Source organism: Streptomyces sp. CC208A (assembly GCF_030010625.1).
Lineage (GTDB): Bacteria > Actinomycetota > Actinomycetes > Streptomycetales > Streptomycetaceae > Streptomyces.
Map to the genome: position 1 here is coordinate 1 of NZ_JASCXN010000028.1, position 24,808 is coordinate 24,808.

The window sequence follows — 24,808 nt, forward strand, 5'->3', positions numbered from 1 at the left end:
CAGCGGCGGGGCCAGCAGTCCGGCCCGGACGGTGGCGCCGACCAGGGTGAACGGCGGCAGGTCGAGGGACAGGGCGGTCGCGTCGTGGCCGGTGCCGACGACGACGTCGACGCGGAAGTCCTCCATCGCCAGGTAGAGCATCTCCTCGGCGGGCCGGGACATGCGGTGGATCTCGTCGAGGAAGAGGACCTCGCCCCCGGTGAGCGAGGACAGGACCGCCGCCAGGGCCCCGGGGTGCTGGATGGCGGGGCCGGAGGTGATGCGCAGCGGGGCGTCCATCTCCGCGGCGATGATCATCGCCAGGGTGGTCTTGCCGAGCCCCGGGGCACCGGAGAGCAGCACGTGCTCGGCGGTGGCGCTCCGCTGCCGCGCGGCCCTGAGGACGAGGTCGAGCTGCTCGCGGGCCCGTTCCTGGCCGATGAACCCGTCCAGGTTCTTGGGGCGCAACGCCGCTTCGGTGGCCCGGTCCTCGCCGTCGGCGGGGGCCGCGACCAGCGGGGGGACCGGGGCCGCCGCGGTGGTCCTGCCCGGGAGCGGCATCTCGTCCCGAGGCGGCTCGTCCCGAGGCGGCTCGTCCCGGAGCGTGGCGGCGCCGGAGAGCATGGGGCCGCCCCCGTTCACCGGCGTGCGGCTCGTTCCGGGGTGAGGGGGCGGCGGGCTGGTCTTCATGGCCCGGCCGGGGTGCCGTCGAGGAGGACGCGGGGGACCGGACCGCTCGGGGCCGGTGAGGTCGGTCCGGTGGAGCGCCGGCCGGCCGCGGCGGGGTCGAACGGCACGGTGCCGGGCGCGGCCGGTCGGTTCGCCGTATCCGCCGGGGGCTTCGCCCCGATGCCCAGTTTCTCCCTGGTCTTCTTCTCGATCTCGTCGGCGAGGTCGGGGTTGTCCTTCAGGAAGTTGCGGGCGTTCTCCTTGCCCTGGCCGAGCCGGTCGCCCTCGTACGTGTACCAGGTGCCGGCCTTGCGGACGAGGCCTTGCTGGACGCCCAGGTCGATCAGCTCGCCCTCGCGGCTGATGCCCCGGCCGTAGAGGATGTCGAACTCGGCCTGCCTGAACGGCGGGGCGACCTTGTTCTTGGCCACCTTGACGCGGGTGCGGTTGCCCACCGGTTCGGGGCCGTCCTTGAGGGTCTCGATCCGGCGGATGTCCAGGCGGACCGAGGCGTAGAACTTCAGGGCGCGGCCACCGGTCGTGGTCTCCGGCGAGCCGAACATCACCCCGATCTTCTCGCGCAGTTGGTTGATGAAGATCATCGTGGTTCCGGAGTGGCCCAGCGCGCCGGCGATCTTCCGGAGCGCCTGGCTCATCAGCCGGGCCTGGAGGCCCACGTGCGGGTCGCCCATCTCGCCCTCGATCTCCGCGCGCGGGACGAGCGCGGCGACGGAGTCGATGACGATGAGGCCCAGGGCGCCGGAGTGGATGAGGGTGTCGGCGATCTGCAGGGCCTGCTCGCCGTTGTCCGGCTGGCAGACCAGCAGGGCGTCGGTGTCGACGCCGAGCCGCCTGGCGTACTCGAGGTCGAGGCCGTACTCGGCGTCGATGAACGCCGCGGTCCTGCCCGCCTTCTGCGCGTTGGCCATGGCGTGCAGGGCCAGGGTGGTCTTGCCGGAGGACTCCGGGCCGTAGATCTCCACGACACGGCCACGCGGCAGACCGCCGACGCCGAGGGCGAGATCCAGGGCGATCGAGCCGGTGGGGATGACCTCGGTGGGGACCCCCGGCTCATCGCCCAGGCGCATCACCGAGCCCGCGCCGAACCGTTTTTCGATCTGGGCGAGGGCGAGTTCGAGCGCTTCCTCGCGGTCGTGTTCCTTCATGGGATCCGCCTCGGTGGGTGCGGGGTGTGGTCGCGGCCTGCGTCTGGGTGCGCCGGCCCGTCAGAAGGGCTCCGTCTCCTGGTGGGGGGCACGTCGTCCGGCCTCTGCGGGGACCGGCCGCTCGCCGCCGTCGGGGCGGGTGAACGGGTCCTCGGCGGGAGGGCGGGGGGCGCCGCGGGAACCGGCGGGGACGCCGGTGTGCGGGGGTTTGGTGATCGTCGCGGCGGCGAACCGCAGCGACGCGCCGACCTCGTCGGCCTCCAGCTCGATGACGGTCCGCTTCTCGCCCTCCCGGGTCTCGTACGACCGCTGGCGCAGCCGCCCCTGGACGATGACGCGGGCGCCGCGGGTCAGGGACTCGGCGACGTGCTCCGCCTCCTGCCGCCAGGCCGAGCAGCGCAGGAACAGCGTCTCGGCGTCCCGCCATTCGTTGCTCTGCCGGTCGAAGGTGCGGGGCGTGGACGCGACGGTGAAGTGCGCGACCGTGTCGCCGGACGGGGTGAGGCGCAGCTCGGGGTCGTCGGTCAGGTTGCCGACGACGGTGATGACGGTTTCACCGGCCATGGCGGTTTTCCTCTCGTTCGACGGGCGATTCCTCACCCATGTCTGTTCGAGACCCATGCCTGTTCGGGTTCGGCGGGCAGCCTCGTACCGGTAGTGAGGGGGCCCGGAGGGGAGGCCGCGGCTCGCTTCCCCCCTCCTGCCCCGGCCCCGGCTCGGCGAGCCCGGCTGCGACGAGCCGCGCCTGGTGGGCGGGGGCCCTCCTCAGCGGGGTTCCGAGCCGGGGGACGGTGCAGGGGCGGCCTGCGGCGGCCCCGCACCAGGGACAGGGGACGCGGAGGGAGCGGAGGCGCGGGTCGCGCTTCGATCCGGTGAGGTGGGAGGGCGGGCCGCCGGGGGCGGCGGGTCTGCGCCGGACTCGCTGTCCTGAGGCGATCGCGGTCACCAGCGCGAGGAGTTCCGCACGATAACGGCGCGGGTCGTCAGGGTCGCTGTCGGGGAGCGGCAGCGGGTTGCGGGCGAGCCGTTCCTCCCGGATCGCGCGCACCTCGGCGCGGATGTCGGCGGCGGCGATACGGGACCGCTGCCTGCCCAGCCGGGTCACGGCCGCCCGCGCGTCGGCGACGTCCAGGTCGGCGAGCAGCAGGTGCCAGGCGTCCGTCGTGGTGTCCTCCAGGTGCATGGCCGGGCACATCGCCGCGACCAGGGCGACGAGCTGGGCCGTCTCGGCCGGCAGCATGCGTTCTTCCCTTCCGCGGGGGAACGTCCCGGCCGGCGCCGGTGGGCCGCTTCCCGCCGCATCCACCGGCTGCTGGTACACGTACAGGACGGCCCCGCAGGCGCACCGCAGCCGTTTGTCGTCCTCGAACGTCCAGCGGCCGCAATCGAGGTGACCGGCGTGGGAGACCAGGAACCACACCGTGCCGAGCGTGTCCTGGTCGGAGTGGGCGACGACGGCGGTCACGGGTCCTCGCCACCTTTGAGGGGGAGCAGACGGTGCAGGTCGAACGTGCCGGTGCGCAGGGCGCGGGCGATCCGTTCCGGCCCGCCGGGCAGGGGGCGCAGGCTGAACGACCGCGGTTCGGAGGCCGACAGGACGCCCAGGCCCGGGATCGCCTCGCCGGTGTACGGGTCGGCGACCGGATCGCGGCAGGTGAGGCGGGCGAGGAACTGCCGCTGCCAGCTGGGGCGTACCCGGACCAGTGTCTCCACCTCGCCGGGGTGGTTGTCGGCCACCCAGGCGGTGAAGGCCCCTTCGTCGGCGACCACGACCGTCGGCCGGGGGTCGACGAGGGTGAGGGTGGCGACCGGTGTGTCGTCCGGCAGGGCCACCCGGACCGATTTCAGGTTCAGCTCGGCGCGGGCCGCGCGCAGCTCCTCGAGGACCTCGTGGCGCTCGGTCCGGTACTCGGCGTCGACGGCGTCGCGCAGCACCCGGAGCACGGCGACCCGGGTGGCGTGCTCCTTGAGGCTCATGCGGACTTGTCCTTCCGCTCGGTCCCGTTCTCCCGCCTGGTCCCGGCCCCGGACTCGATGTCCTCGGCGACCCTGTTCCTCGCCGCCGCGGTGCCGTAGCGCACGATCAACTGGCCGAGCGTGCGGGTCTCCCCGGTGTCGTCCAGGACGGCGGCGCCGAGCAGGTTGTGCCGGCGGGCCTCCTCGTACAGGGCGCGCAGCTCCTCGTGACCGGCGCCCGGCGCGGTGGCCGCCGTGACGTAGTCGGAGACGGAGAGGGCGGGCTTGCCGGCCTCCAGCCAGTCGAGGACGGCCTCGGCGAACTCCGGGCCCGGCTTGTGGAGCACCGTGCCGGACAGCGGCTTCGCCCGGGACTTGGAGATCACCAGGGTGTTCTCGTGGTCGAGGTCGCCGACGATGTCGAATTCGTACTCGATGCCCTCCCGCTGCTCGGGCTTGAGCCCGATCTTGCGCGGCACCTTGCGGCCGCGCTCGTCGGCCTCCACGACGTACTCGGTCTTGGTGCGCATGGTGACGATGAGGTGGCCGGGGTAGGCGAGCAGCGCGTCGATCATCGCCCGCTCCTGGGGGCGGGCCTCCTTCCAGCCGGCGAAGCTGCCGCCCGCTCCGAGGCGCTTGGCCGCGTTGTCGACCTGCTCCAGCATCCCGCCGGTGCCGGACCAGAAGTGGCTCAGGGAGTCGACGATCATGACGTCGTAGCCCTCGTGGGCGGCCACCGCGAGCGCGTCGACGAGGGTGGTGGGCTCGAAGGTCGTGAGCGGGAGGGTGTCGAAGGCGAACTCGTCGGCGTACTTGGCGGCGCTGCCGTGCTCCGTGTCGATCAGGGCGACCCGCTCGCCGAGTCCGGCGGCGGTGACCAGGGCGGTGTAGGTCTTGCCCGACCCGGTGGGGCCGGCGAGCGCGATGCGGGCCTTGGCCTGTTCCTTGGTGGCGGTGGTGAAAGTGAGGTTCACGCCGTTCTCCTGGCGTCTGCGACGGCGGTTCCGGCTGGGCCTGGCCGGCAAGGGGACGTGGTCCTCGTCCGGCAGGCCGTGCCCCCGCGCGACCGTCACTCGGATCGAATATGCATTCGAATTACTGTCTGCATCCACGCTAGGCGAACAAGAGTAAATAATCCACCCTTTTTCAGGAGAAAAATTAAGGAAAGGGTGAAATGTCGGCCGGGAGGCGTATAATGCCCACCCGCACGTGGGCGGGTGCTCGAAGCTCTCCGGCCTCAGCCGGTGTCGGCGGCCGGGCGCTCGCCCTCCCACACGGCCGGGTCCGTGGTGACGGCCAGGGGACAAGGCGGCGGGGCGCCGCTCCAGGCCGGGCACAGCGCCCGCTGGGGGCACCGGTCGCACGGTCGGCTCGGGCGCGGGGCCGGTCGCCCGTCCGCGTCGCCTGCCCGATCACGTCCCACAGGGTCGGCGGCTTGCGCTCCACGGGCCGCCACAGCACCAGGGCGCAGAACTTCGGCCGAACAGCGCGTCCGCCGCGTGCTCGGGCCGGGGCGCCCGGCCGGTCCTGCAGGCGACGATCCGCACCTCGCCGGTCGGTGCCACGGCCACCCGGTCGATGATCCCGCGCAGCCTCGGCCCGGAGTCCAGCGTGGTCTTGACGGACGGCTCCCGCTCCGCGGGCTCCGGCCGCGCCGTCGGCAGCCGCGCCCACTCGCCCGCCACCACGGCCCGGGCCCGGACGGCCGTGCGCTCCGCCACCCCGTTCGGCTTCTCCAGCAGTCGGCCGATCACCCGGAACCGGTGGATCGGATGGTCCGCCGCCACCGAATGCCCCGAACTCGTGTCGGCCGCGCTGGAGACGGGCCTGTGGCGAGGCGGCCGCGAGGGCGTCTCAGGCATTCACCGGCTCGGTCGGCGACGCCTGCCACAGCGCCCCGCTGGAGTCCGCGAGCGGCTTGCTCGAAACCGAACCGACCACGCCACAGGCGGCTGCCGTACGGGGGCTGCGCGGGGCCCGCCCGCGTCGAGCACGGCATCGCGCACCTGAAGAACCGGCGAGCTCTCGCCCGTCGCATCAGCAGACCGTCCCCTGGCGTGGGTGGGGAGGCTCCGCGTCGCACCCGTGCTCGGGTGCCCCTCGCCGTGCTTCCTGAGCGGATGGCCAAAACCCGGGGGCTTCACGCCCGGGGGCAGTGCCGCGAGGAGACCGAGGCGCACGAGCACTACGCCCCCGTGACGACCATCCCGGCCGTCACAGGTTTCCGTTCCGGGTGACAGGCACCGGTTCGCCCCGCCGGGCGCCCCGGGAAGCCGGTGCCGCGCCGTCCTCTGCCACCCGCTCACACGTGGACGGCCTATCGGCGTGCGAGCGTGACCACCTCGAACTCCTCAAGACCGCAGATGGACACCCCCGTCGTCGCGACCGCTTCGCCACGGGCCGCAGACTGCTTGCCTCGGGAGGCTGCCAGTGCGGCCTGATCGGCATAAACCACACCCACGAGGCCCCGGCCCCTGACCCGGTCGAGGAGCATCGACGCGGTCTCGAAGCCCGCGATGGCCCGCACCTTGGGCAGCGTGGCGCCCCGGAACGTCTCCACCAGCAGGTCGACGCCGGACGGGTCGACGTCGAACCGGGTCAGGCGGAAAGCCGCGCCGGGTCCGACCTGCACGGGAGAAGTGAACACCGCCGCCTCCCAGCTGTCGACCGTCACGGTGTTCGCGAACGGCGCCAGCATCGTCGCGCGTCGCTCCTTGAGCTGATCGTCGCTGTTCCGCAGCGCCTGTTCGCTCTCCCACCAGGAACCCGTGAGAATCTTGCCGAGCTCTCGGTCGGTGAACAGCCCGAAACCCCGGTATCCGGGCTGGCCGGCCAGCGCCCTGGGGGCCTCCTCGCGGAGCGCGTCCACACACGCGCCGAGCTGGGCGGGATCACCGATGGCGTAGATGGTGCGAACGTACATGGGGGTGTGCTCCTGTTCGTCGGGCCGACGCTCGCCGGGGCGGCGGTCTCGTTCTCACCGCTTCCATCCGAGGCGCCCACACGGCCGGGAGCAACGCGGACGGACCGTTCGGGCGAACCTGTGGCGGGCGGTGCGCTCGGCCGGATTCCGGCCGGGGCGCCGACGGGCCGCTGGGGGCACGCCGGGCCCGGGGCGGTCTTCGCGCTCGTCGCGCGTCTGGTACCGGTCGGCCGGGCGGGTCGGGTCGGTGACCGGAGCGGTCGGGGCTGCGGGCGGTCCCGGGGGCTTCCTCCCGCCCCTCGTGAAGGAGCGGTCGACGGCATCGCGCACGACCACAGGGGGGCGGCCCCGGACGCGAAGCCGTCCGAGCGGGCCGCTCGGGCACCCGGTGATGGGGCCCTTCGGCCCCTGCGCCGGGCCTGGGTGGCCGTAGCCCGCCGTTCCTTCCGGGGGCTGGCATGGAAGGCATGGACACCGACCAGGCGCTCCTTGTCGCCACCGGGGTACGCAAGATCTACCGGACGGGATCGGTGGAGGTCACCGCCCTGGTGGATCTGGATCTCCTCGTGCGCCACGGGGAGATGGTGGCGGTCATGGGTCCGTCCGGTTCCGGGAAGACCACGCTGTTGAACTGTCTGTCGGGGCTCGACGACATCGACGGCGGCCGGGTGGAGGTCGACGGCCACGACCTGTTCGCCATGTCGGACGCCGCGCGCACGGAGCACCGCGCCCACACCATGGGGTTCGTGTTCCAGGCGTTCAACCTCATACCGGTCTTCTCCGCGGTGGAGAACGTCGAACTGCCCCTGCTCCTCGTGGGCACCCGGCCGCGTGAAGCCCGTCGCAGGGCGCTGGACATGCTGGACCGGGTGGGTCTCGGGCATCGGGTCGGGCACCGGCCGAGCGAGATGTCCGGCGGCGAGCAGCAGCGGGTGACCATCGCCCGCGCCCTCGCCGGGCGCCCGGCCATCGTCTGGGCCGACGAACCGACGGGCAACCTGGACAGCGCGATGGCCGAGCAGATCATGGACCTGCTGTGCGAGCTCAACCAGGACGAGGGCCAGACGATCGTCCTGGTCACCCATGACAGCGCCATCGGCGCGCGCGTCCCCCGACTGATCCGGATGCGCGACGGGCGGCTGGTCGACGACGTCCGCCGAGCCGTCACCGCCCCGGCCGCGATCCGCGACTTCCCCATGGGCTGATCATGTACCCGAACCTCCTCGTCCCGCTGCTCGGCGCCCTCGCGCTCGCCCTCGCGGCCCTGGTCCTGGTCGCCGTCCGGCAGCCGGTGTCACGGCGGCTGGCCTTCCGGCAGGTCGCCCGCCGGCGGACCGAGGCCGCGCTGGTGATCGGCGGATCGATGCTCGGGACGGCCATCGTCATCGGGGCCCTGGTCGTCGGTGACACCTTGAACTTCTCCGTACGGCAGGAGGCGTACCGCACCTCTGGGGCCGGTGGACGAGCGCGTCGTCGCGCCGCCCGGACCGGCCGGGCGCGGCGTCGCCGAACGGCTGGCCGCCCTGGCCGGCGATCCGGATGTCGACGGGGTCCTGAACGCCCGGGCCGCCCAGGCGTCGGCCGTCAGCGGTGCCGGTGACCGCACGGTCGCCGAGCCGCGCGTCCTGGCCTGGCAGCTGGACTTCGCCGAGGCGTCGCGGTTCGGCGCGGCGGGGGGCGACTCCGGTCTCGGCGGGCCGGCCCCGACGTCCGGCCGGGTCGTGGTCAACGAGCCGCTGGCCCGGTCCCTGAGCGTGGGAGCCGGGGATCCGATCACGGTGTACCTGTTCGGGACGCCGCAGACGTACCGGGTCGAGCGCGTGGTGCCGGAGCGGGGTCTCGCCGGTGTGGGTCTGGGCGGCAGGCTGAACCGCGACGTGTTCCTGCCGCCGGAGGCTCTGGACTCCGCCGCCCGGAGCGCCGGTGCGGAGCCGCGCTCGGTCACCTTCGTGTCCAATCGAGGGGGCGTCGAGAGCGGCGGAGCCCTGACGGACCGGGTGACCGCCGACATCCGGCAGGCTCTGGGGCCGCTCGCCGAGCAGACGGCGATCGACACCCCGAAACGGACCGTCCTGCGGGACGCCGAACAGGCCGGAGCCTCCCTCGGGGCCCTGTTCCTCATGATCGGCAGCTTCAGCATCATCGCGGGCGCGCTGCTCCTGGTGAACATCTTCGTGATGCTCGGCGAGGAGCGGAAGTCCCAGATGGGCATGGTGCGGGCCGTCGGGATGAAGCGTTCGCGGCTGGTCGGGGCCTTCACCCTCGAAGGGGCGACGTACGCGTTGCTGTCCGCGCTGCCGGGCGTGGTCATCGGGGTCGCCGTCGGCTGGGGCGTCGCCGTGGTGGCGGCGCGGATCTTCCAGGGCTGGTCGGTCGGCGGGAGCAGCATCCGCATCGCGTTCGCCGTCACGCCCACCAGCGTCCTCAACGGGCTCGCCATGGGCCTGCTCATCGCCTTCGCCGCGGTCCTCGCGACCAGCGTGCGCATCAGCAGGTTCAACATCATCGCCGCGATCCGCGACCTCCCCGCCGCACCCGGCCGGGGGCCGCGCCGCCGTCTGCTCGCGGTCTCCACCGCCCTGGCCGTCCTGTGCGCGTTCGCGGCCGTCCCGGCCGTGGCGAGCAGCCGGCCCGAGGCGACGTACCTCATGCCGGCGCTCGCCCTCGCCTTCGCGGCTCCGGCACTGCTGCGCGTCCTCCCCCGGCACGCGGTCACCACCCTGGTGGCCGGAGCCGTGCTCGTCTGGACGCTCCTGGCGCCCGTCGTACGCCCCCGGATCTTCGACACGCCGTCGATGTCCGTGTACGTCATCCAGGGCGCCCTGGCCGCCTTCTCCGCGGTGGTGCTCGTCAGCGACAACCAGAAGACGCTGCTCCGCCCCGTACGGCGGTTCCTCCAGCGCCCGACGGAAGGCGGTCTCGCCGCTCGGCTCGCGGTCGCGTACCCCTTGGCCAAGCGGTTCAGGACGGGCGCGACGCTGGTGATGTACACCCTGATCGTGTTCGTCCTCGTGCTCCTGACGGAGATCTCGGGCATCCTCCGCGCCGGCGTCGACGGAGTCGTCGCCGACGCCACCTCCGGATACTCCCTGCGGCTGGACTACAACCCCGAGGTCGCGGGCGACCGGCTCGTCTCCGATCTGCGGGGCGGCCCGTCGGCCGCCGGGATCTCCGCGGTGACACCGCTGCTCAACGCCACCGGGCGGGCCACCGATCCGGGCGGCCGCAGCCCCCGGCCGCTGGACACCGCCGTCGTCGGCGTACCCGACGGGGCGATCACCGGCATCACGTTCCGGGAGCGGCTGCCCGGCCTGGCCGACGACCCCGCGGTATGGCGGGCCCTCGCCTCCGACCCCCGTTACGTCGTCCTCGACGGCTTCTTCGGCAGCACGGGCGGCCCGGCGGGCGACTACTACGACCCCGGCGACACCCTCACCCTGACCGATCCCCGGACCGGCCGCGGCGAACAGAAGGTCATCGCGGGCGTCCTCAGCAACGGCCTGGTCTTCTACCCGGGCACCGGCGCCAGTTCGACGACCTACCCCGTGGTGATGAGCGAGCGGGCGACGCGCGAGCTCTTCGGCGCCCAGGCGCAGAACGCCTCGGCCCTGGTGAGAACCGGTCCCGGCACCGCGCCCGACGCCCTGGCCACCCGGCTGCAGGGCGAGCAGCTCTCGTCCAGCCTGGTCGCCACATCCATCGAGTCGGACATCCGGCGCCAGTTCGACTCCAGCACCGCCTTCTTCCGCCTCATGCAGGGCTTCCTGGCCCTGGGCCTCGGCGTGGGCATCACCGGTCTCGGCGTGGTCATGGTCCGGGCCGTACGCGAACGCCGCCGCACCATCGGCATCCTGCGGGCCCTCGGCTTCCGGGCGCGGACCGTCCAGCGGTCCTTCCTGTGGGAGAGCACCTTCGTCGCCGTGGAGGGGATCGTGCTCGGCTCGCTCCTCGGCGTGCTCACCACCTGGCTCATGTACAGCAACAGCGCCGCGTTCGAGGGCCTCGAAGGGGGTTTCCCGGTCGAGTGGACCAGTATCTTCGGTCTGGCGGCAGCCACCTTCGTCGCATCGCTCCTGGCCACGCTCGGGCCCGCCCGGCGCGCGGCCGCCATCCGCCCGGCCCTCGCGGTCCGCGTCACCGAATGACGAGGGCCCGGTGGTGAGGCGCCGCCGGGACCGGGCGGTTCCGTGTCACAGGCCGGGGGCGCCCCAGAGGGGGAACCAGCGGCTCAGGTCCTGCTCGATGCGCAGGTCGTCCTTGAGGACGGCTCTGACCTGGAGTTCCAGCGGGTTGTCGCGTTTGTCGCCGGGCAGCGGGGCGAAGGGGTAGAAGGTGCCGCGTTTGTAGAGGTAGACCAGCGAGAGGCGGCGCAGCTCGGCGTCGTGGAAGGCGACCAGGGAGCAGAGAAGGTGGGGGCCGAAGCCGCTGTCCTGCAGGGAGGTGTTCACCGCGTGGAGGTCGCCCACGAGAGCGGGCAGGTCGTCCGGCGGGCGGCGGGAGAGCAGCCAGGAGTACCCGTAGGTGTCGCGGCTGAACGTCACCGGGCTGTCGCCGCGTTCGGAGTCCGCGTCCAGGAGGGCCCGTACCTCCTGCTGGACCTGGGCGAAGGAGCCGCCTTCGATCGCGGCGAAGCAGACCGAGCCCGCGCCGGTCGGGGTGAAGCCGACGGCGGCCTGGAGGGTGATCGCCGCCGAGGGCAGGGCGAAGAGCTGGTCCAGGTCGGGCCGGACCGGCTTGCTCCGGCCGAACAGCACGTCCAAGAAGCCCATGGCCTCGTCTCCTTTCCTCACGCGCTGTCCGGTCCGCCCCCGCCCGCCTCGCCGAGCTCCGCGGAGAGCTCCGCGAGCGCCTCGAGCCGGCGTTCCAGGGTGGGGTGGGTGGAGAACAGGTTCGCCGCCGCCGTGCCGGGCCCGAGGGCGGGGGTGAAGAAGAACGCGTTGAACGCCTGGGCGGTCCGCAGGTCCCGCGTGGGGATGCGGGCGATGTCGCCGCTGACCTTGGTCAGCGCGGAGGCGAGGGCGGACGGCTTGGCGGTCAGCATGGCCGCGGCCCGGTCGGCGGCCAGTTCGCGGTAGCGGGACAGGGCCCGGATGAGCAGGAAGCTGACGGCGTAGACGAGGGCGGACACGGCCATCACCGCCAGGAAGACGACGGCGGTGTTCTGGTCGCGCTGGCCGCGTCCGAACAGCTGGGAGTAGAAGGCGAAGCGGACGATCAGCCCGGCGATGACGCCCAGGAACGAGGCGATGGTGATCACCGCCACGTCGCGGTGGGCGACGTGGGAGAGTTCGTGGGCGAGGACGCCTTCGAGTTCCTCGGTCTCCAGACGGCGCATGAGGCCGGTGGTCACGCAGACCACGGCGTGGTCGGCGTTGCGGCCGGTGGCGAACGCGTTGGGCAGGTCCATGTCGGAGACCGCGACCCGGGGTTTCGGCATGTCCGCGTTCGCGCACAGCCGGTCCACGATCCCGTGCAGTCGCGGCTGTTCCTCGGGCGTGACGAGCCGGCCACGCATGGCGTACAGGGCGATGCGGTCGGAGTACCAGTACTGCGCCCCCAGAAGGGCGGCGGCGATGACGACCACCAGGACGACGGACTTGAGCAGCACGATCAGCGCGGCGACGAACGCCACGTACAGCAGGCCGAGCAGGAACATGGTGACCGCCATGCGGGCGGTCAGCTGCCGGTCGGGCTCGAAACGACTGCGCATCGCCATCATCCCTTCAGTCCGTCGTCCCCTCGGTCCGTCAGTCCGGGACGAGGCCCTCGTCGGAGAGCAGCTCGCGTACCTGCGGCAGGCCGGTCGTCTCGTCGGGCAGTACGAGGTCGGACGGGGTGATCCGCTCGGCCGGCAACGGCGTGCCGAGGCTGCGTACGGCGTCCAGCAGGGCCGACAGCGCGGAGGTGAACGCCGGCTCGTCGCCTGCGTCGGCGGCCTTCTGCAGGACGGAGTCCAGGTGGTTGAGCCGGTCCAGGTGCTCGTCGGCGATGTCGTACTGACCCTCGCCGAGGATCCGCATGATCATGGTTCCTTCTCCTGCCCCGGTCGTTCCTCGTCACCGGCTTCCACCACCTTCGGTACGGATCCCGTCGGCAGCTGCTCCTTCATCCTGGCCAGTTCGAGCTCCACGTCCTGACCTGCGGTGACGCGCTCCAGCTCGGCCTGGATGTCGTCCCGTCCCGCCGGCTGGGTGGCGTCGTCCAGCGCGCCGGAGGCGATCAGTTCGTCGAGCGCGCCGGCGCGTGCCTGCAGCTGCTCGGTCTTGTCCTGGGCGCGCTGCACGGCCAGGCCCACGTCGCCCATCTCCTCGCCGATGCCGGTCACGGCCTCGGTGATACGGGTCCGGGCCTCGGCCGCGGTGTAGCCGGCCTTGATGGTCTCCTTGCGGGTCCGGAAGGCGTCCACCTTCCCTTCGAGCCGCTGTGCGGCGACCGTGAGCTTGTCCTCCTGCTCCTTCAGCACCGTGTGCTCGGCTTCCAGGTCGGTGATCTGCCCGGCCACGGCGGTACGGCGGGTGAGCGCCTCGCGGGCCAGGTCCTCGCGTCCGGCGGCCAGCGCCCGCTCGGCCTGGCCCCGGAGCTTGTCGGTGGACTGCTGGAGCCGGCTGAGCTGGAGTTCGACCCGCTTGCGGCTGGTGGCCACGTCGGCCACGCCGCGCCGCACGCGCTGCAGCATCCGCAGCTGCTGCTCGTAGGAGTGGTCCAGGACCTCCCGCGGGTCCTCGGCCTTGTCCAGGGCCTTGTTCGCCTTGATCCGGAACAGCGTGGTGACGCGTTGGACGATGCCGGTCATGGTGACCTCCTTGCTCGCCGGGCCGGCGCCGGGATCGCGGGTTCGGCCCGGGCGTACCGCACGCGGCCGCGCCACCGGATCGCCCGCTGATCACCGACAGCCGAGCACCACTTCCATTGTCCGGGCGCGGGGCCGGCGCGGCAGTTCGATACCGTGGGCCGGCCGGTCAGGCCGTTCCGTAAAGGTCCGCCGGGAAGGTGCTGCCGGGCCGGGCGACGCCCTTCTGAGCTCCGGGCTCCGCGCCTCCTCCCGCACGCTCCGCGGTCTCGCCCGCCGGAGCGAGGCCACCGGCTGCCGAGCTGGGCCGCGGGGACCGGGTCGGACCGCGGCGGGAGCGCCCCGAACGACTCACCGTGCGGATGCCGCGGCCGAGGTCGGTGCGCGCCTGGTGGCGGCCCATGAGGACGGTCTGTCCGGCGCTCGGCCGACAGGACGGCCGTCAGGCCGACGGCGCCGTCGCCGATCACGGTGACGCGGGTGCGTTCGTTCACGTCGACGACGACGGCGGCGTGCTCGCCGCGGCGGCCGACGCTCTGCGGCTGGACGAGGACGAGCGCACTTGTCCGTTCGACCTGGCCCGCGCGGCCCGGCCCGCCCGCCGCGCGCCCTCGCGCCGCCGGGACGTCGAGGTCCCGCCCCGCGTCCGGTGGCTGCTCGACTCCATGCCCCTGTCCCACCGGGCCGTCCACGACCTGGCCCTCTGCACCGCCGAACCCGGCAGCGCCTCCGAGGACCGTCTCAAGGTCCTCACCAGCCCGGCCGCCGCTCCCTCCCCGGCGGCCGACCCCGCCGGCACGCGGCCCGCACCTCCCCGGAACAGGCTCTGACCGCTGACGGGGCGACACATTCCGGCCGGAGCGGCGGTGTCGGTCCGCTGAAGTATCCTTCCCGGCACCGCACACCGACCTGGAGGACCAAGAGCGTTGTCTGGCCTGCCTGCTTTTCCGCTGCCTTTTCACGCGTCCCGTTCCATATCGTTCGCGACACCACGGACGCTGAGGGAACTCGAGATGATGGAGTGCAGCGCGCGCATCCGGGCGAAGCCGCGGTGGTTCGACAAGATGCGCGACGCCGACATCGTCGCCAGGTGGACGCGGGAAGCGCTCGACCAGGGTCTCACCGAGGCGCAGGTGCGTCATGTGCTCGACGAGCTCGTGCATTACGCCGCGCTGCGGGACGAGCGGACCGGCGTGGAGGTGTCCGCCGTCGACGGGGTGTGGATGTCGGACACGCTGGTCGACGACGGGCTCAGGTCCCGGCTGCGCGAGGCGGTGCGGGTTCTGGAGGAGGTCCCCGAGGCGGAGCGGGACTGGCATCCCGGATCCGACGGCCAGGTGCTGGATCTGGTCCATCCCTCGCTGTTCTGCCTGGTGCGGGAGGTGAGCGGCGGGCCCGAGCGGGCTTGGCGGAACCCGACGAGCTCCTCCTCGAAGTACGAGTTCTCGGAGAGGTTCCAGTGGCTGCCCACGGACGTCGACGTCAGCGACGACGGCGAGGTCGCTTTCCGTTCGTACGTCAACAACGTCCATCCCGAGGCCCATCGCGGACTGCTCGCCGTCCTGCCGGACGTGTTGGCGCGCTTCCGCCCCCTGTGGGAGAACGTGCTCACCGATCTGCGCCATCCGCGGCCCCTGCGGATCGAGGCCGACGCCTTCGGGTGGTACGACGGTTCGGAGCCCGTGTCCCCGGACGAGTCCGCCTACGGTGACGAGGCGGCGTACGACGAAGCCGTGCAGGCATGGGAGAAGGCGCAGGACGACTGGTGGGAGAACCGCCGTCCGACCGTCCCCGACGCTCCGGCCTTCACCCCGCCCGAGCTGCCCGACGCCTCCGCGCGGGTCGACCTGCGCGGCCGGCGTCTCCAGGTCATCGTCAAGCTCGCCACCATCCACCTCACCCCGGACAAGCCCGAGTACGCCGGCGGCTCCTGGCACGTCGAGGGGATGCTGAACGAGCGGATCGTCTCGACCGGCATCTACTACTGGGACAGCGAGAACATCACCGAGAGCCGGCTGAGCTTCCGGGCGGCCATCGACGACCCGTACTACGAGCAGAACGACGACAACGGCGTGCGGGAGGTCTACGGTCTGGAGAACGAGGACGCGCTCAACCAGGTGCTGGGGTCGACCGCGACCCCGGCGGGCCGCTGCCTGGCGTTCCCGAACGTGCTGCAGCACCGCGTCGGTTCGTTCCGCCTCGCGGACCCCAGCCGGCCGGGGCATCGCAAGATCCTCGCGTTCTTCCTGGTCGACCCGTCGGAGAGGATCGTCTCGACCTCCGACGTGCCCCCGCAGCAGCCGTGGGCCGACACCTCGACCATGACGCTCGAACAGGCCGGGGACTACCGGGAACAGCTCATGAAGGAACGCAGGTTCTTCGTCGACGAGCACAACGAGGAGCTCTACGAGCGGGAGTTCTCCCTCTGCGAGCACTGAGCCCCGGCCGCTGTCGCCGTCTGCGCGGTGGGCGTCTTGCGCGCCACGCGCGGCGGGGGCGCCGTCCGTCCGGTGGGGCGCTATATGTTCCGGGGCAGGACGGCGACCGCCGCTCCGCACCCGACCGTGAGGGCCCCACCGTGACCGGACGCATCCCCGAGACCACCGAGAGCCCGCGTCGGGAGGAGTCCTTCGGGGAGGCGCGCTGGCCGATGGCCACGGCCGTCGTGACCGCCATGGTGCTGACCGTCCTGCTGCCCGACAGCCTGCGCCTGGCGCCCCGCTGGGCGCTCCCGGCCGTCGAGGGGCTGCTTCTGCTGGCGCTCATCGCCGGTGACCCGGGCAGGATCGACCGGCGCTCGACCGTCCTGCGTACCCTGTCGATCGCCCTGGTGGGCGTGCTCGCGCTCAGCGCCGTCTGGTCCACCGGCCGACTGGTCGACGACATCCTTCAAGGCGGCGAGGAGACCAGCTCCGCCACCAGCCTGCTGCAGTCCGGCGGGACGGTGTGGGCCTGTACCGTTCTGGCCTTCTCCCTGCTGTACTTCGAGCTCGACGGCGGCGGAGCCGCCGCCCGGGCCCATCACGTCCCCCGCGTGCCCGCCCTCGCCTTCCCCCAGCAGCTCGCCCCGGAGGTGGCGAGCGCCGGCTGGCGGCCCCGCTATGTCGACTACCTCTACCTGGCGCTCACCAACGCCACCGCCTTCAGCCCCACCGACGTGATGCCCCTGGCTCCCTGGGCCAAGATCGTCATGGGGGTCCAGTCCCTCGTCTCCCTGCTCATCCTCGGCCTGGTGGTCGCCCGCGCCGTCAACGTCCTCACCTGAGGGGCGGCGCCCGCCCGGTCACGTCTCCACGGGCTCCGCCCAGCCGTTCCGTACGGCGTGGGCGCCGAGCTGCATCCGGGTCCTGACCCCGGCCAGGTCCATGAGGTGGCGCAGACGCCGGTGCAGCGTGCGCGGGGACAGGCCGAGCCGGGTCGCGGCCGTCAGGTCCGTGAGGCCGGCCAGGAGCAGCCCGAGGATCTTGCGGTCGAGTTCGGTCGGGCCCTGGGGGCCGGCCTCGGCGATCGTCTCGGATCCGTCTGCCGTGCCCGACAGCGCGAGTGGGTGGGCCGTGCGCCACACCGTCTCGAACAGGGCGTCCAGCGCGTCCAGGAGGCCGCTGCGGTGCAGCAGGACGGCGCCGGGTTCGCCGGCCGGGGTGACGGCGAGCGGGACCAGGCCGAGGTCGGCGTCGGCGAGCACGAGTTTCATCGGCACGTGGTCCGCGACCCGCAGCCGCACGCCGTTGCGCAGGGAGTCGACGGCGCCGTGGACGAGGCCCGGCTCGGCCAGCACCTCGCGGTCCAGTACGGCCCGGAAGCCCACTCCGCGGTCGAGGGCCACGGGCTCGGCCGTGTTCTCGTCGGGCGGCAGGGCGACGAACGGCGCGGTGATGAAGGTGCGGACCTGTGTCCTGGCCGCCTGCTGCACCTGGAGGAAGCGGTGCCGGATGGCGTCGACGCCGGTGGCGACCTCGATCAGATCGGTGATGCTGCTGCCGGTCGTCGCGGCCCGGTGTTCCTCGGCGAGGGTCACCAGTGCCTGCTCGGCCGTGCGCAGTTCGTCCCGGCGCCGGCCGATGAGGGCGCCGAGTGCCATGGCCGGCGGCGCGGCGGCGTACCGGCCGTCCGCCGATCGGGTCGCAAGGCCCCATGCGACGAGGCGCGACAGGGCCTCGTCGACGTCGACGGGGGCGTGGGACAGCGCCGGCAGGTCCGCGAGGAGGGCGGCGGTGGTGTTCGGCCGTCCGATCAGCGCCCGGTAGACGCGTTCGTCATCGGGTCCGAGACCCAGGACATCCAGCATCGACGACCGACTCTCCTCCGCTTGCCGCAGCGGGGAGAGTATGCGCCACGGCGGCAGGCCGTGGAAAGTCCCTGATGGGAGCGGGTGCGAGGAGGCCGGAGGCGGGGAGAGCGGGTACGTGGGGAAGGGCCCCGGGAAGTCGCCTTCCCGGGACCCGGTGGTGCGGCTCATCGCAGGCCGTACGCCCGGATGATCTCGTTCTTGACGCCGAAGCCGCCGTCGGTCCCGGCGCTCGCGCGGAGCGAGACGAAGCCGCCGGGCTTCTTCGCCGTGGTGAACGACCCCGTCCAGGAGCCGTCGGCGCCCTTGGTGAGGGTCACCTTCCGCCAGGTGGAGCCGTCGTCATGGGAGACGTCCAGCGTCACCGTGGTGACGGTGCCGGGCACGGTGCCCCGGTCCATGGACACCGGCGTGAGCGTGATCCGCTGGACGGTGCCGGCCTTGACGTCGCCGTGGAGGTCCGTCTCCAGCGCGTAGTCCAGGTTCAGGACCGAGAACGGCTCGAAGAAGTCCGCGTCGACGGTGTCGGACCTGAAGTCCCACTCGGTGTGGGTGCGCGTCGACAGCCGGAAGAGCTCGGCGGGCCGTTCCGCGTCGAGGACGGCGCGGTAGGGCAGGTCGCCCGGCGGCACCTCCACCCACTGCATGTCGGTGCTGTTCGGGTTGTCGTGGATCAGCGTGTCGCCCTGGAAGATCCGCAGGCGGGTCGGCGTCTCGCCCCACGGCAGGTAGCCGCCGAGCCGCATGGCGTCGCTGGAGGAGGCCCATGCCTGCACGTTCCAGGTCATGTGGTTCTGCCAGCGGGAGTTGTACACGCCGAACGACTCGCTCTGGCCGGGCCGGGTCACCGGGGCGAACCAGTCCAGGCGGGTGGTGCTGCCCTTGGCGTACGTGTTGTCGCCCGACACCATCGACCACGGGACGGTTCCGTCGACGCCCTGGGTGTGGAACTCCCTCCAGACCTGTCCGGGGGTCACCCATTCGGTACGGGTGCCCGGGTGCCACTCGGCCTCCGGGAAGTTGAACGACGGGCTGAGGGTGAAGTCGGACCGGTAGCCCTCGGCCTGGCGGCCGCCCGCGGCGGCGTGGTAGCGGGCGTCGATCCGGGCGAGGTCGGCCTTGGCCGGCGTGTAGACCAGGGGCCGGTCGGGCACCTGACCGGGGTAGTCCCGGGTCAGGTCGTAGACGAACGGCGTGTACCGGGTCTGCTCGACGGTCAGCTTGAGCTTGCCGGCCCCGGCCATCGCGAGGAGGGTCCGGCCCGCGTCGCGGTGCACGGAGGCGACCGGGATGGTGGACTCGCCGACGTACTCCATCAGGGCGCCGACCCCGTCGTTGACGACGATCAGCGCCTTCGCGCCGGCCGCGACCGCGGCCTCGGTGCGCTCCTGCGGCGAGACCGCGTCGCTGCGTTCGACGACGGCGACCTTGCCCTTGGCGTCGGTCTTCTCGTACGCGGCCGGCGAGCCGTCGCCCGCGTGGACGGCGTCGAGGCGGTCCATGGCGGTGCCCAGGGCGCTGCCCGCTTGGACCAGCGTCTCGAACCGGAGGCGGCCGCCGACCGTGCTCAGGCCGAGCCGTGGTTCGCCCTTGCGCCAGCGGGTGACCAGTGTGAAATCGCCCTGCTCCATCGGCTCCGTCGGCGCGACGTAGACGTCGTCGTACGTCGGCGGCAGCACGTAGGCGCCGCGGAAGTCCATCCACGGGTCGAGGCCGTCGTAGTGGACGTTGAAGTCGACCTTGCGCTGGCGGTCCTCGGTGCGCTGCGGCGCCTCGGTCCGCAGCAGGTGGGCCTTGCTCGCGTCGAGGACCACGTCCGCGGGGCCGTCCTCCAGGACGGTCTCCGGGTCGACGAGGACGGCCAGGCCCGAGCGGTCCGCCTGCTCGCCGGTCACGTCGAGGTAGGCGGCGACGGTGTACAGGCCGGGCGGCATGCGCAGGGTGGTCGAGCCGTCGACGTGGACCGACCAGGGCCAGCCGTCGCCGGCCAGGCCGACCGTGACCCAGCCGGCGGCGGGCTTGCCGTCCCTGCCGGCCAGCTCGATGTTCAGGTCGTAGCGCTCCTCCTCCTTCAGCAGCGCCACGGAGGTGCGGGTCACCGGCTGTCCGGTGGCCGTGTCGGTGGCCGTCACGTGGGCGACGTGCCGGCCCGTCGGGGCGGAGCGCGGGTCGCCGGTGACCGGGACGGCGGCGGTGCCGCCCGCCGGGACGGTCACCGTGCCGGCGCCGAGGGTGAACGGGCCGTCGGTGCCGGTCAGCGCCAGGTCCAGCGTGACGGCGGTGGAGCCGGTGTTGGTGAAGGTCAGGTCCTTCGTGACGGCGGTGTCGCTCGGCTCGTGCGGCCAGGTGTGGTTGCCGAAGAAGAGCGCTCCGGTGCCGCGGACCGTGGTGCGCACGGCGGCGGTCACGTCGAGCCGGCCGGTGCCGACCTCGTACGGGGAGTATCCGCCGTCCAAGCCCTTCGCGGTGCTCATGAGGTGTTCCTTGAGCTGCGCGCCGGTCCAGTCCGGGTGCTGCTGGGCCAGGATCGCCGCCGCGCCGGCGACGTGCGGGGTGGCCATCGAGGTGCCGCTGAGGGTGCGGTAGGGGCCTTCGCCGCCGTCGGTCGTCTGCTGCGAGCGGGCGGCGGTGATGTCCACGCCCGGTGCCGCGATGTCCGGCTTCATGCCGCCGGAGGAGGTCAGCGGGCCGGTGCTGGAGAAATGCGCGAGCCGGTCCTGCTTGTCGGTGGCGGCCACGGTCAGCGCGGCGGCGGCCGCGCCCGGGGCGGAGATGGTCTCGGGGCCCGAGTTGCCCGCGGCGATGACGAACAGCGTGCCGTACTGCGCGGAGAGCGCGTCGACCATCTGCGACATCGGGTCGCTGCCGTCCGTGGGGTAGGAGTCGCCGAGGCTCATGTTGACGACGTCGGCGCCGGACTCGGCGGCCCACTGCATGCCGGCCATGACCCAGGAGTCCTGGCCGGAGCCCTCCTCGCCGCCGAGCACCTTGCCGACGTAGAGGTCGGCGTCGGGCGCGACGCCCTTGTGCGCGCCGCCGGAGGCGGCGCCCGAGCCGACGATCGTGCCGGCCACGTGTGTGCCGTGCCCGTTGACGTCGGTGACGGTCTCGCCCGGTACGAAGCTGGTCGTGCCGTCGATCAGGCCGGCGAAGTCGGGGTGGTCGACGTCGATGCCGGTGTCGAGGACCGCGACCTTCACGCCCTTGCCGGTGTAGCCGGCCGCCCATGCCTCGGGGGCGCCGACCAGCGGCACGCTCTCCTTCAGGTCGGCCTTCACCCGGCCGTCGAGCCAGAGCTTCGCCACGCCCGCGCCCAACTCCGGGCCGTTCTGGGGCGCGACGGTGTTCCAGAAGGTGCGGGCCTGCCGCTTCTCGGTGCTGAGCGCGGCGCCGCCGATGCTCGTGAGCCCGCGGGTCAGTCTGCTTCCCCGGGGGGCCGTCGGCCGGGCGGCGAGGGACTTCGCCGGGGTGTACGTCGCGATCAGCGGTACGACGGCGGTTCTCGCGTCGTCGTAGCCCATCTCGATCAGGTCGGTGACGTTGAACAGCCGCCGGTCCAGCCTGCCCGTGCCCAGCAGTTGCTCCGCCTCGTCCGGGACGACGAACAGGTCGCCCTCGACCTGTCGTAGTTTCACACCGCCGGTGGCGTCGGCCGGCCTGCGGACCTCGGCGGTCTGCTTGCCGTCGGCGCCCGTGGTGACCGTGACGACGTCGCCGGTGACCAGAGTGACCTGGTGGGTCGCCGAGGGCCCGGCGGGAACGGGGGGCTTGCTCGGGGCGGCTTGGGCCGGTGACTGCACGACGGCGAGGGCCGAGGCCAGCAGGGGTGCCACGGCGACCGCCGAGAGCAGCTGCCGGCGCCTGCGCCGGAAGGCGGGAGGGTGCGAGGGGGAATCCATGGCCATGGGTCTATCGACCGGTGACCGCCGCCGTGAAGGCTCCGTGGCGGCAAGTCCTCGCCATGGCAAGAGTTCGTCAGTCGTGAAGCGCGTGATTCCGGGCGGAAAGGCGCTGTACGGACCCGGGTTTCCTCACGGTCGTGGTCGCCTCTGCCTTCGGCCGCGGCTCCTCCGACATGCGTCGGTGGACGACGGGGGTCAGATTGGAGGTATCCGACCCACCGGATGCCAGACGCCTCGGCGGGCAGAGGACGAAGGAGCCTGTCATGACGACCCACACGAGAACAGCCGGCCCGCGAGGGGAAGCACCCGTCAGCGGGTGGCTGGTGTTCGCCGCCGTCATCATGATCTTCAGCGGCGTCATGGCGATACTCGGAGGCATTTCGGCGATCGCCAAGGACGACGTGTTCCTGGCCACGCGCAACTACGTGTACGAGCTCGATCTCACCGGCTGGGGCTGGGTCCATCTCATCCTGGGCGTCGTGATCGCACTCACCGGCGCCGCCCTGTTCACCGGCGCCACGTGGGCCCGGGTCGTCGGTGTGGGGCTGGCAGGACTCAGCATGATCGCCAACTTCATGTGGCTCCCCTACACGCCGTGGTGGGCGCTGTTGCTGATCGCCATCGACGCGCTCATCATCTGGGGACTCTGTGTGGCGCCCCGTCCACTGAGGGACTGACCGGCCGGGACCGGAATCCGTGGCACTCGACACAGCGGCGGACGAGCGGCGGCGGATGGTGCTCGTCGTCGGCGTCGCCGGATCGGGCAAGTCGACGGTGGGGCGCCTTCTCGCCGAGCGCCTCGGCTGGTCGTACCGGGACGCGGACGAGTTCCACTCCGAGGCCAACCGCGCCAAGATGGCCGCCGGCCGCCCCCTCACGGACGGCGACCGGCGGCCCTGGCTGGAGGCGATCGGGGCGTGGATGGACCGGGCGCTCGCCTCCGGTGAGCAGGCCGTCGTCACCTGCTCGGCGCTCAAGCGCGCCTACCGGGACAGGCTGCTGACAGGGCGCCCGGACGTTCTTCTGGTGTACCTCCACGGCTCGCGCGAGCTGCTGGCGTCCCGGCTGGCCGGGCGGGACGGCCACTTCTTCCCCGCGGCCCTGCTGGACAGCCAGCTGGCGGTGCTCCAGGAACCGGAGCCCGACGAGCATCCCCTGGTGGTGGAGATCGACCAGTCCCCGGAGGACGTCGTGGCGTCGGTGCTGTCGCTGATGCCCGGGGACACCGCCGCCGCGGGGGTACCGGCGGACGGCGGCCGTTCCCCGACGGGTGCCTCGTGGCGGCTGGTCCGGGGGGATCAGAGCGCGGTCGTGGTCCAACTGGGCGGCGCCCTGCGCGACTACACCGTGCACGGCCGGCCGCTGCTCGACGGCTTCCCCGAGGGGGCGGCCGTCACGGGCGGCCGGGGGCAACTGCTCGTCCCCTGGCCGAACCGGGTGGGCGACGGGCGGTACCGCTTCGAGGGCAGGGAGCTGCGACTCCCCCTGACCGAAGTGGAGAAGGGCAACGCGATCCACGGGCTGCTCCGCTGGGTCCTGTGGAAGCCGCTCGCCCGCACCGAGGATTCCGTGCTGCTCGGCACGACACTCTGCCCCCAGCCCGGCTATCCGTTCCTCCTCGACGTCCGGGTCGAGTACCGGCTGGGCCCGGAGGGGCTCGGCGTCGCCGTCCGGGCCACCAACACGGGTACGCGGCCCGCGCCTTACGGCGTGGGGCAGCACCCCTATCTGACGGTCGGCACGGAGCTCGTCGACAGCGCGGTGCTGACCGTGCCCGCCCGGTACCGACTGCGGACCGACGCGCGGGGCCTGCCCGTCGGCCGGGAACCCGTCGACGGCACCCCGTACGACTTCCGTACCGCCCGCCCCGTCGGCGGGCTGCCCCTGGACACCGCCTTCACCGGCCTCGGCCGCGGCCCCGACGGGCGGGCGACCGTACGCCTCGCGCACCCTTCCGGGCAAGAAGGCGTCGATCTCCGGCTCGGCGAGGGGACCCGGTACGTGCAGGTGTACACGGGAGACACCCTGGCCGAACCCGAACGGCGGCGGCGGGGGATCGCCGTGGAGGCGATGTCCTGTCCGCCGGACGCCTTCCGCAGCGGCACCGACCTCGCCGTCCTGGAGCCGGGCGCGACCCATGTGTTCCGGTGGGGGCTGAACCCCCGGGGGTACGCGTGACGCCGTCCACGGAGCCGGTGGCGGCGGGCCGCATGACCGCGCGTGAGTTCCGGGAGCTCTACGCGCGCCTGCGGGACCGGTCGGCGGTTCCGGCGGCGGACGGCCGGCCCGGGGCGCTGCGCCATCTGACCCCCGAGCGGGTGGCGGCGGCCGCCGCGGAAGTCCGTACCGGACGTACGGTGTCGCTGGCGGCCCCCATCGACACCGTACGGGGCCCCGACGATCCCGAGCCGGCGGTGCACCGGATGACCGGGCCGAGCCCGGCCGACATCGGCTCGGAAGCGCTGTGCTTCGCCACGGACCGCTTCGCCATGAACGTGCACGGCGACGCGGACAGCCATCTCGACGCCCTCTGCCACGTCGTCTTCGACGGAGAGCTCTACGGCGGGGTCCCCGCCAGCACCCTGACGGCCGAGGGCGCCCGCCGGCTCTCCGTGGACCTGCTCGGCGACGGTCTCGTCGGCCGGGGTGTGCTGCTCGACGTCCCGAGGCTGCGCGGTGTGCCCTGGCTGGAGCCGGGCGACTGGGTGACCCCGGACGACCTGACGGCCGCCGAGGCCGCGCAGGGGGTCCGGGTCGGGGCGGGCGATCTGCTGTTCGTCAGGGTGGGTCACCGTCTTCGGCGCACCGAACTGGGGCCGTGGGACGCGGCCGGGGCGCGGGCGGGCCTGCACCCGTCCGCCGTGGAGTTCCTGGCCGAGCGCGAGGTCGCGGCCCTGGGCGGGGACGGCAACAACGACACGGCGCCCAGTGTGGTGCCGGACGTCGCCTTCCCCGCGCACGTCCTGGCCATCCACGCGCTGGGTATCCACCTCATGGACTATCTGCGGTTCGAGGACCTCGCCCCGGCCTGTGCGGAGGCCGGCCGCTGGAGTTTCCTGTGTGTGGTCGCCCCACTGCGACTGCCCGGGGCCACGGGGTCTCCGGTGAACCCGGTCGCGGTGCTGTGAACCGTGC

General features: G+C 72.8%; 21 protein-coding genes and 1 pseudogene. 8 read left to right on the forward strand and 14 right to left on the reverse strand.

What is annotated here, in order from left to right; translation table 11 throughout:
• From QK442_RS26220 to QK442_RS26255, 8 genes and pseudogenes are all read right to left on the reverse strand, one after another.
• Nucleotides 1-540: AAA family ATPase (locus tag QK442_RS26220; RefSeq protein WP_282696629.1), on the reverse strand; the 540-nt coding region annotated here is incomplete at its 3' end.
• 125 nt (nucleotides 541-665) lie between these two features.
• A complete protein-coding gene (gene recA, locus QK442_RS26225) occupies nucleotides 666-1,814 on the reverse strand; it encodes a recombinase RecA (protein ID WP_282696534.1) in 1,149 nt (382 codons plus the stop codon).
• Nucleotides 1,815-1,874: 60 nt separating this feature from the next.
• Nucleotides 1,875-2,378, reverse strand: coding sequence for a single-stranded DNA-binding protein (locus tag QK442_RS26230; protein ID WP_282696535.1), 504 nt, complete (start codon nucleotides 2,376-2,378; stop codon nucleotides 1,875-1,877).
• On the reverse strand, nucleotides 2,368-3,279 hold the full coding sequence (locus tag QK442_RS26235; RefSeq protein WP_282696536.1) for a hypothetical protein: 912 nt from the start codon (nucleotides 3,277-3,279) through the stop codon (nucleotides 2,368-2,370). The genes QK442_RS26230 and QK442_RS26235 overlap by 11 nt, the downstream gene beginning before the upstream one ends.
• Entirely contained in the window at nucleotides 3,276-3,791 is a 516-nt protein-coding gene (locus QK442_RS26240) for a hypothetical protein (RefSeq protein ID WP_282696537.1), read from the reverse strand. The genes QK442_RS26235 and QK442_RS26240 overlap by 4 nt, the downstream gene beginning before the upstream one ends.
• A complete protein-coding gene (locus tag QK442_RS26245; RefSeq protein WP_282696538.1) occupies nucleotides 3,788-4,744 on the reverse strand; it encodes an ATP-binding protein in 957 nt (318 codons plus the stop codon). Before QK442_RS26245 ends, QK442_RS26240 begins: the two co-directional genes overlap by 4 nt.
• A gap of 263 nt (nucleotides 4,745-5,007) precedes the next feature.
• Nucleotides 5,008-5,539, reverse strand: a pseudogene (locus QK442_RS26250) (hypothetical protein).
• A gap of 548 nt (nucleotides 5,540-6,087) precedes the next feature.
• A complete protein-coding gene (locus QK442_RS26255) occupies nucleotides 6,088-6,693 on the reverse strand; it encodes an antibiotic biosynthesis monooxygenase (RefSeq protein WP_282696539.1) in 606 nt (201 codons plus the stop codon).
• A gap of 467 nt (nucleotides 6,694-7,160) precedes the next feature.
• Between QK442_RS26255 and QK442_RS26260 the strand changes: the two genes are divergently transcribed.
• The gene (locus QK442_RS26260; RefSeq protein WP_282696540.1) at nucleotides 7,161-7,898 is read left to right on the forward strand and encodes an ABC transporter ATP-binding protein; all 738 of its coding nucleotides are present in this window, start codon (nucleotides 7,161-7,163) and stop codon (nucleotides 7,896-7,898) included.
• A gap of 252 nt (nucleotides 7,899-8,150) precedes the next feature.
• Nucleotides 8,151-10,838 (forward strand): ABC transporter permease, encoded by a 2,688-nt coding sequence (locus QK442_RS26265; RefSeq protein ID WP_282696541.1) that lies wholly within the window; start codon nucleotides 8,151-8,153, stop codon nucleotides 10,836-10,838.
• Nucleotides 10,839-10,883: 45 nt separating this feature from the next.
• Here QK442_RS26265 and QK442_RS26270 read toward each other — a convergent pair whose 3' ends face one another.
• Genes QK442_RS26270 through QK442_RS26285 form a run of 4 tightly spaced genes read right to left on the reverse strand, consistent with a single transcriptional unit; the run spans nucleotide 10,884 to nucleotide 13,486 of the window.
• Nucleotides 10,884-11,462, reverse strand: coding sequence for a hypothetical protein (locus tag QK442_RS26270; RefSeq protein WP_282696542.1), 579 nt, complete (start codon nucleotides 11,460-11,462; stop codon nucleotides 10,884-10,886).
• 17 nt (nucleotides 11,463-11,479) lie between these two features.
• Entirely contained in the window at nucleotides 11,480-12,403 is a 924-nt protein-coding gene (htpX, locus tag QK442_RS26275) for a zinc metalloprotease HtpX (protein ID WP_282696543.1), read from the reverse strand.
• Between the two features lie 37 nt (nucleotides 12,404-12,440).
• Nucleotides 12,441-12,719: a hypothetical protein gene (locus QK442_RS26280; protein WP_282696544.1), complete on the reverse strand. Its 279-nt coding sequence runs from the start codon at nucleotides 12,717-12,719 to the stop codon at nucleotides 12,441-12,443.
• Entirely contained in the window at nucleotides 12,716-13,486 is a 771-nt protein-coding gene (locus QK442_RS26285; protein ID WP_282696545.1) for a PspA/IM30 family protein, read from the reverse strand. Before QK442_RS26285 ends, QK442_RS26280 begins: the two co-directional genes overlap by 4 nt.
• A gap of 398 nt (nucleotides 13,487-13,884) precedes the next feature.
• On the opposite strand from QK442_RS26285, the gene QK442_RS26290 reads away from it, so the two are divergent.
• The 3 genes from QK442_RS26290 to QK442_RS26300 all read left to right on the forward strand — a co-directional run bounded on the left by QK442_RS26290 (nucleotide 13,885) and on the right by QK442_RS26300 (nucleotide 16,748).
• A complete protein-coding gene (locus tag QK442_RS26290) occupies nucleotides 13,885-14,313 on the forward strand; it encodes a hypothetical protein (protein ID WP_282696546.1) in 429 nt (142 codons plus the stop codon).
• A gap of 96 nt (nucleotides 14,314-14,409) precedes the next feature.
• On the forward strand, nucleotides 14,410-15,921 hold the full coding sequence (locus QK442_RS26295; RefSeq protein WP_282696547.1) for a DUF4246 domain-containing protein: 1,512 nt from the start codon (nucleotides 14,410-14,412) through the stop codon (nucleotides 15,919-15,921).
• A 140-nt stretch (nucleotides 15,922-16,061) separates the two neighbouring features.
• A complete protein-coding gene (locus tag QK442_RS26300; RefSeq protein WP_282696548.1) occupies nucleotides 16,062-16,748 on the forward strand; it encodes a hypothetical protein in 687 nt (228 codons plus the stop codon).
• 18 nt (nucleotides 16,749-16,766) lie between these two features.
• On the opposite strand, the gene QK442_RS26305 is transcribed toward QK442_RS26300, so the two are convergent.
• A complete protein-coding gene (locus QK442_RS26305; protein ID WP_282696549.1) occupies nucleotides 16,767-17,771 on the reverse strand; it encodes a transcriptional regulator TrmB in 1,005 nt (334 codons plus the stop codon).
• A 167-nt stretch (nucleotides 17,772-17,938) separates the two neighbouring features.
• On the reverse strand, nucleotides 17,939-21,670 hold the full coding sequence (locus QK442_RS26310; RefSeq protein ID WP_282696550.1) for a S8 family serine peptidase: 3,732 nt from the start codon (nucleotides 21,668-21,670) through the stop codon (nucleotides 17,939-17,941).
• Between the two features lie 266 nt (nucleotides 21,671-21,936).
• Here QK442_RS26310 and QK442_RS26315 point away from each other — a divergent pair, with 266 nt between their 5' ends.
• Genes QK442_RS26315 through QK442_RS26330 form a run of 3 tightly spaced genes read left to right on the forward strand, consistent with a single transcriptional unit; the run spans nucleotide 21,937 to nucleotide 24,801 of the window.
• Complete coding sequence (locus QK442_RS26315) at nucleotides 21,937-22,350, forward strand: hypothetical protein (RefSeq protein WP_282696551.1); 414 nt, start codon at nucleotides 21,937-21,939, stop codon at nucleotides 22,348-22,350.
• Between the two features lie 19 nt (nucleotides 22,351-22,369).
• Nucleotides 22,370-23,851 (forward strand): gluconokinase, GntK/IdnK-type, encoded by a 1,482-nt coding sequence (locus QK442_RS26325; protein ID WP_349239682.1) that lies wholly within the window; start codon nucleotides 22,370-22,372, stop codon nucleotides 23,849-23,851.
• Between the two features lie 32 nt (nucleotides 23,852-23,883).
• Nucleotides 23,884-24,801 (forward strand): cyclase family protein, encoded by a 918-nt coding sequence (locus tag QK442_RS26330; protein WP_282696631.1) that lies wholly within the window; start codon nucleotides 23,884-23,886, stop codon nucleotides 24,799-24,801.
• Nucleotides 24,802-24,808: the final 7 nt, after the last annotated feature.

Excerpts from the sequence above, each read along its gene's own strand:
- recA (WP_282696534.1), bottom strand. The coding sequence starts at position 1,814 with ATGAAGGAACACGACCGCGAGGAAGCGCTCGAACTCGCCCTCGCCCAG.
- QK442_RS26230 (WP_282696535.1), bottom strand. The coding sequence starts at position 2,378 with ATGGCCGGTGAAACCGTCATCACCGTCGTCGGCAACCTGACCGACGAC.
- QK442_RS26240 (WP_282696537.1), bottom strand. The coding sequence starts at position 3,791 with ATGAGCCTCAAGGAGCACGCCACCCGGGTCGCCGTGCTCCGGGTGCTG.
- QK442_RS26255 (WP_282696539.1), bottom strand. The coding sequence starts at position 6,693 with ATGTACGTTCGCACCATCTACGCCATCGGTGATCCCGCCCAGCTCGGC.
- QK442_RS26260 (WP_282696540.1), top strand. The coding sequence starts at position 7,161 with ATGGACACCGACCAGGCGCTCCTTGTCGCCACCGGGGTACGCAAGATC.
- QK442_RS26270 (WP_282696542.1), bottom strand. The coding sequence starts at position 11,462 with ATGGGCTTCTTGGACGTGCTGTTCGGCCGGAGCAAGCCGGTCCGGCCC.
- htpX (WP_282696543.1), bottom strand. The coding sequence starts at position 12,403 with ATGCGCAGTCGTTTCGAGCCCGACCGGCAGCTGACCGCCCGCATGGCG.
- QK442_RS26280 (WP_282696544.1), bottom strand. The coding sequence starts at position 12,719 with ATGATCATGCGGATCCTCGGCGAGGGTCAGTACGACATCGCCGACGAG.
- QK442_RS26285 (WP_282696545.1), bottom strand. The coding sequence starts at position 13,486 with ATGACCGGCATCGTCCAACGCGTCACCACGCTGTTCCGGATCAAGGCG.
- QK442_RS26290 (WP_282696546.1), top strand. The coding sequence starts at position 13,885 with ATGAGGACGGTCTGTCCGGCGCTCGGCCGACAGGACGGCCGTCAGGCC.
- QK442_RS26305 (WP_282696549.1), bottom strand. The coding sequence starts at position 17,771 with ATGCTGGATGTCCTGGGTCTCGGACCCGATGACGAACGCGTCTACCGG.
- QK442_RS26310 (WP_282696550.1), bottom strand. The coding sequence starts at position 21,670 with ATGGATTCCCCCTCGCACCCTCCCGCCTTCCGGCGCAGGCGCCGGCAG.
- QK442_RS26315 (WP_282696551.1), top strand. The coding sequence starts at position 21,937 with ATGACGACCCACACGAGAACAGCCGGCCCGCGAGGGGAAGCACCCGTC.
- QK442_RS26330 (WP_282696631.1), top strand. The coding sequence starts at position 23,884 with ATGACCGCGCGTGAGTTCCGGGAGCTCTACGCGCGCCTGCGGGACCGG.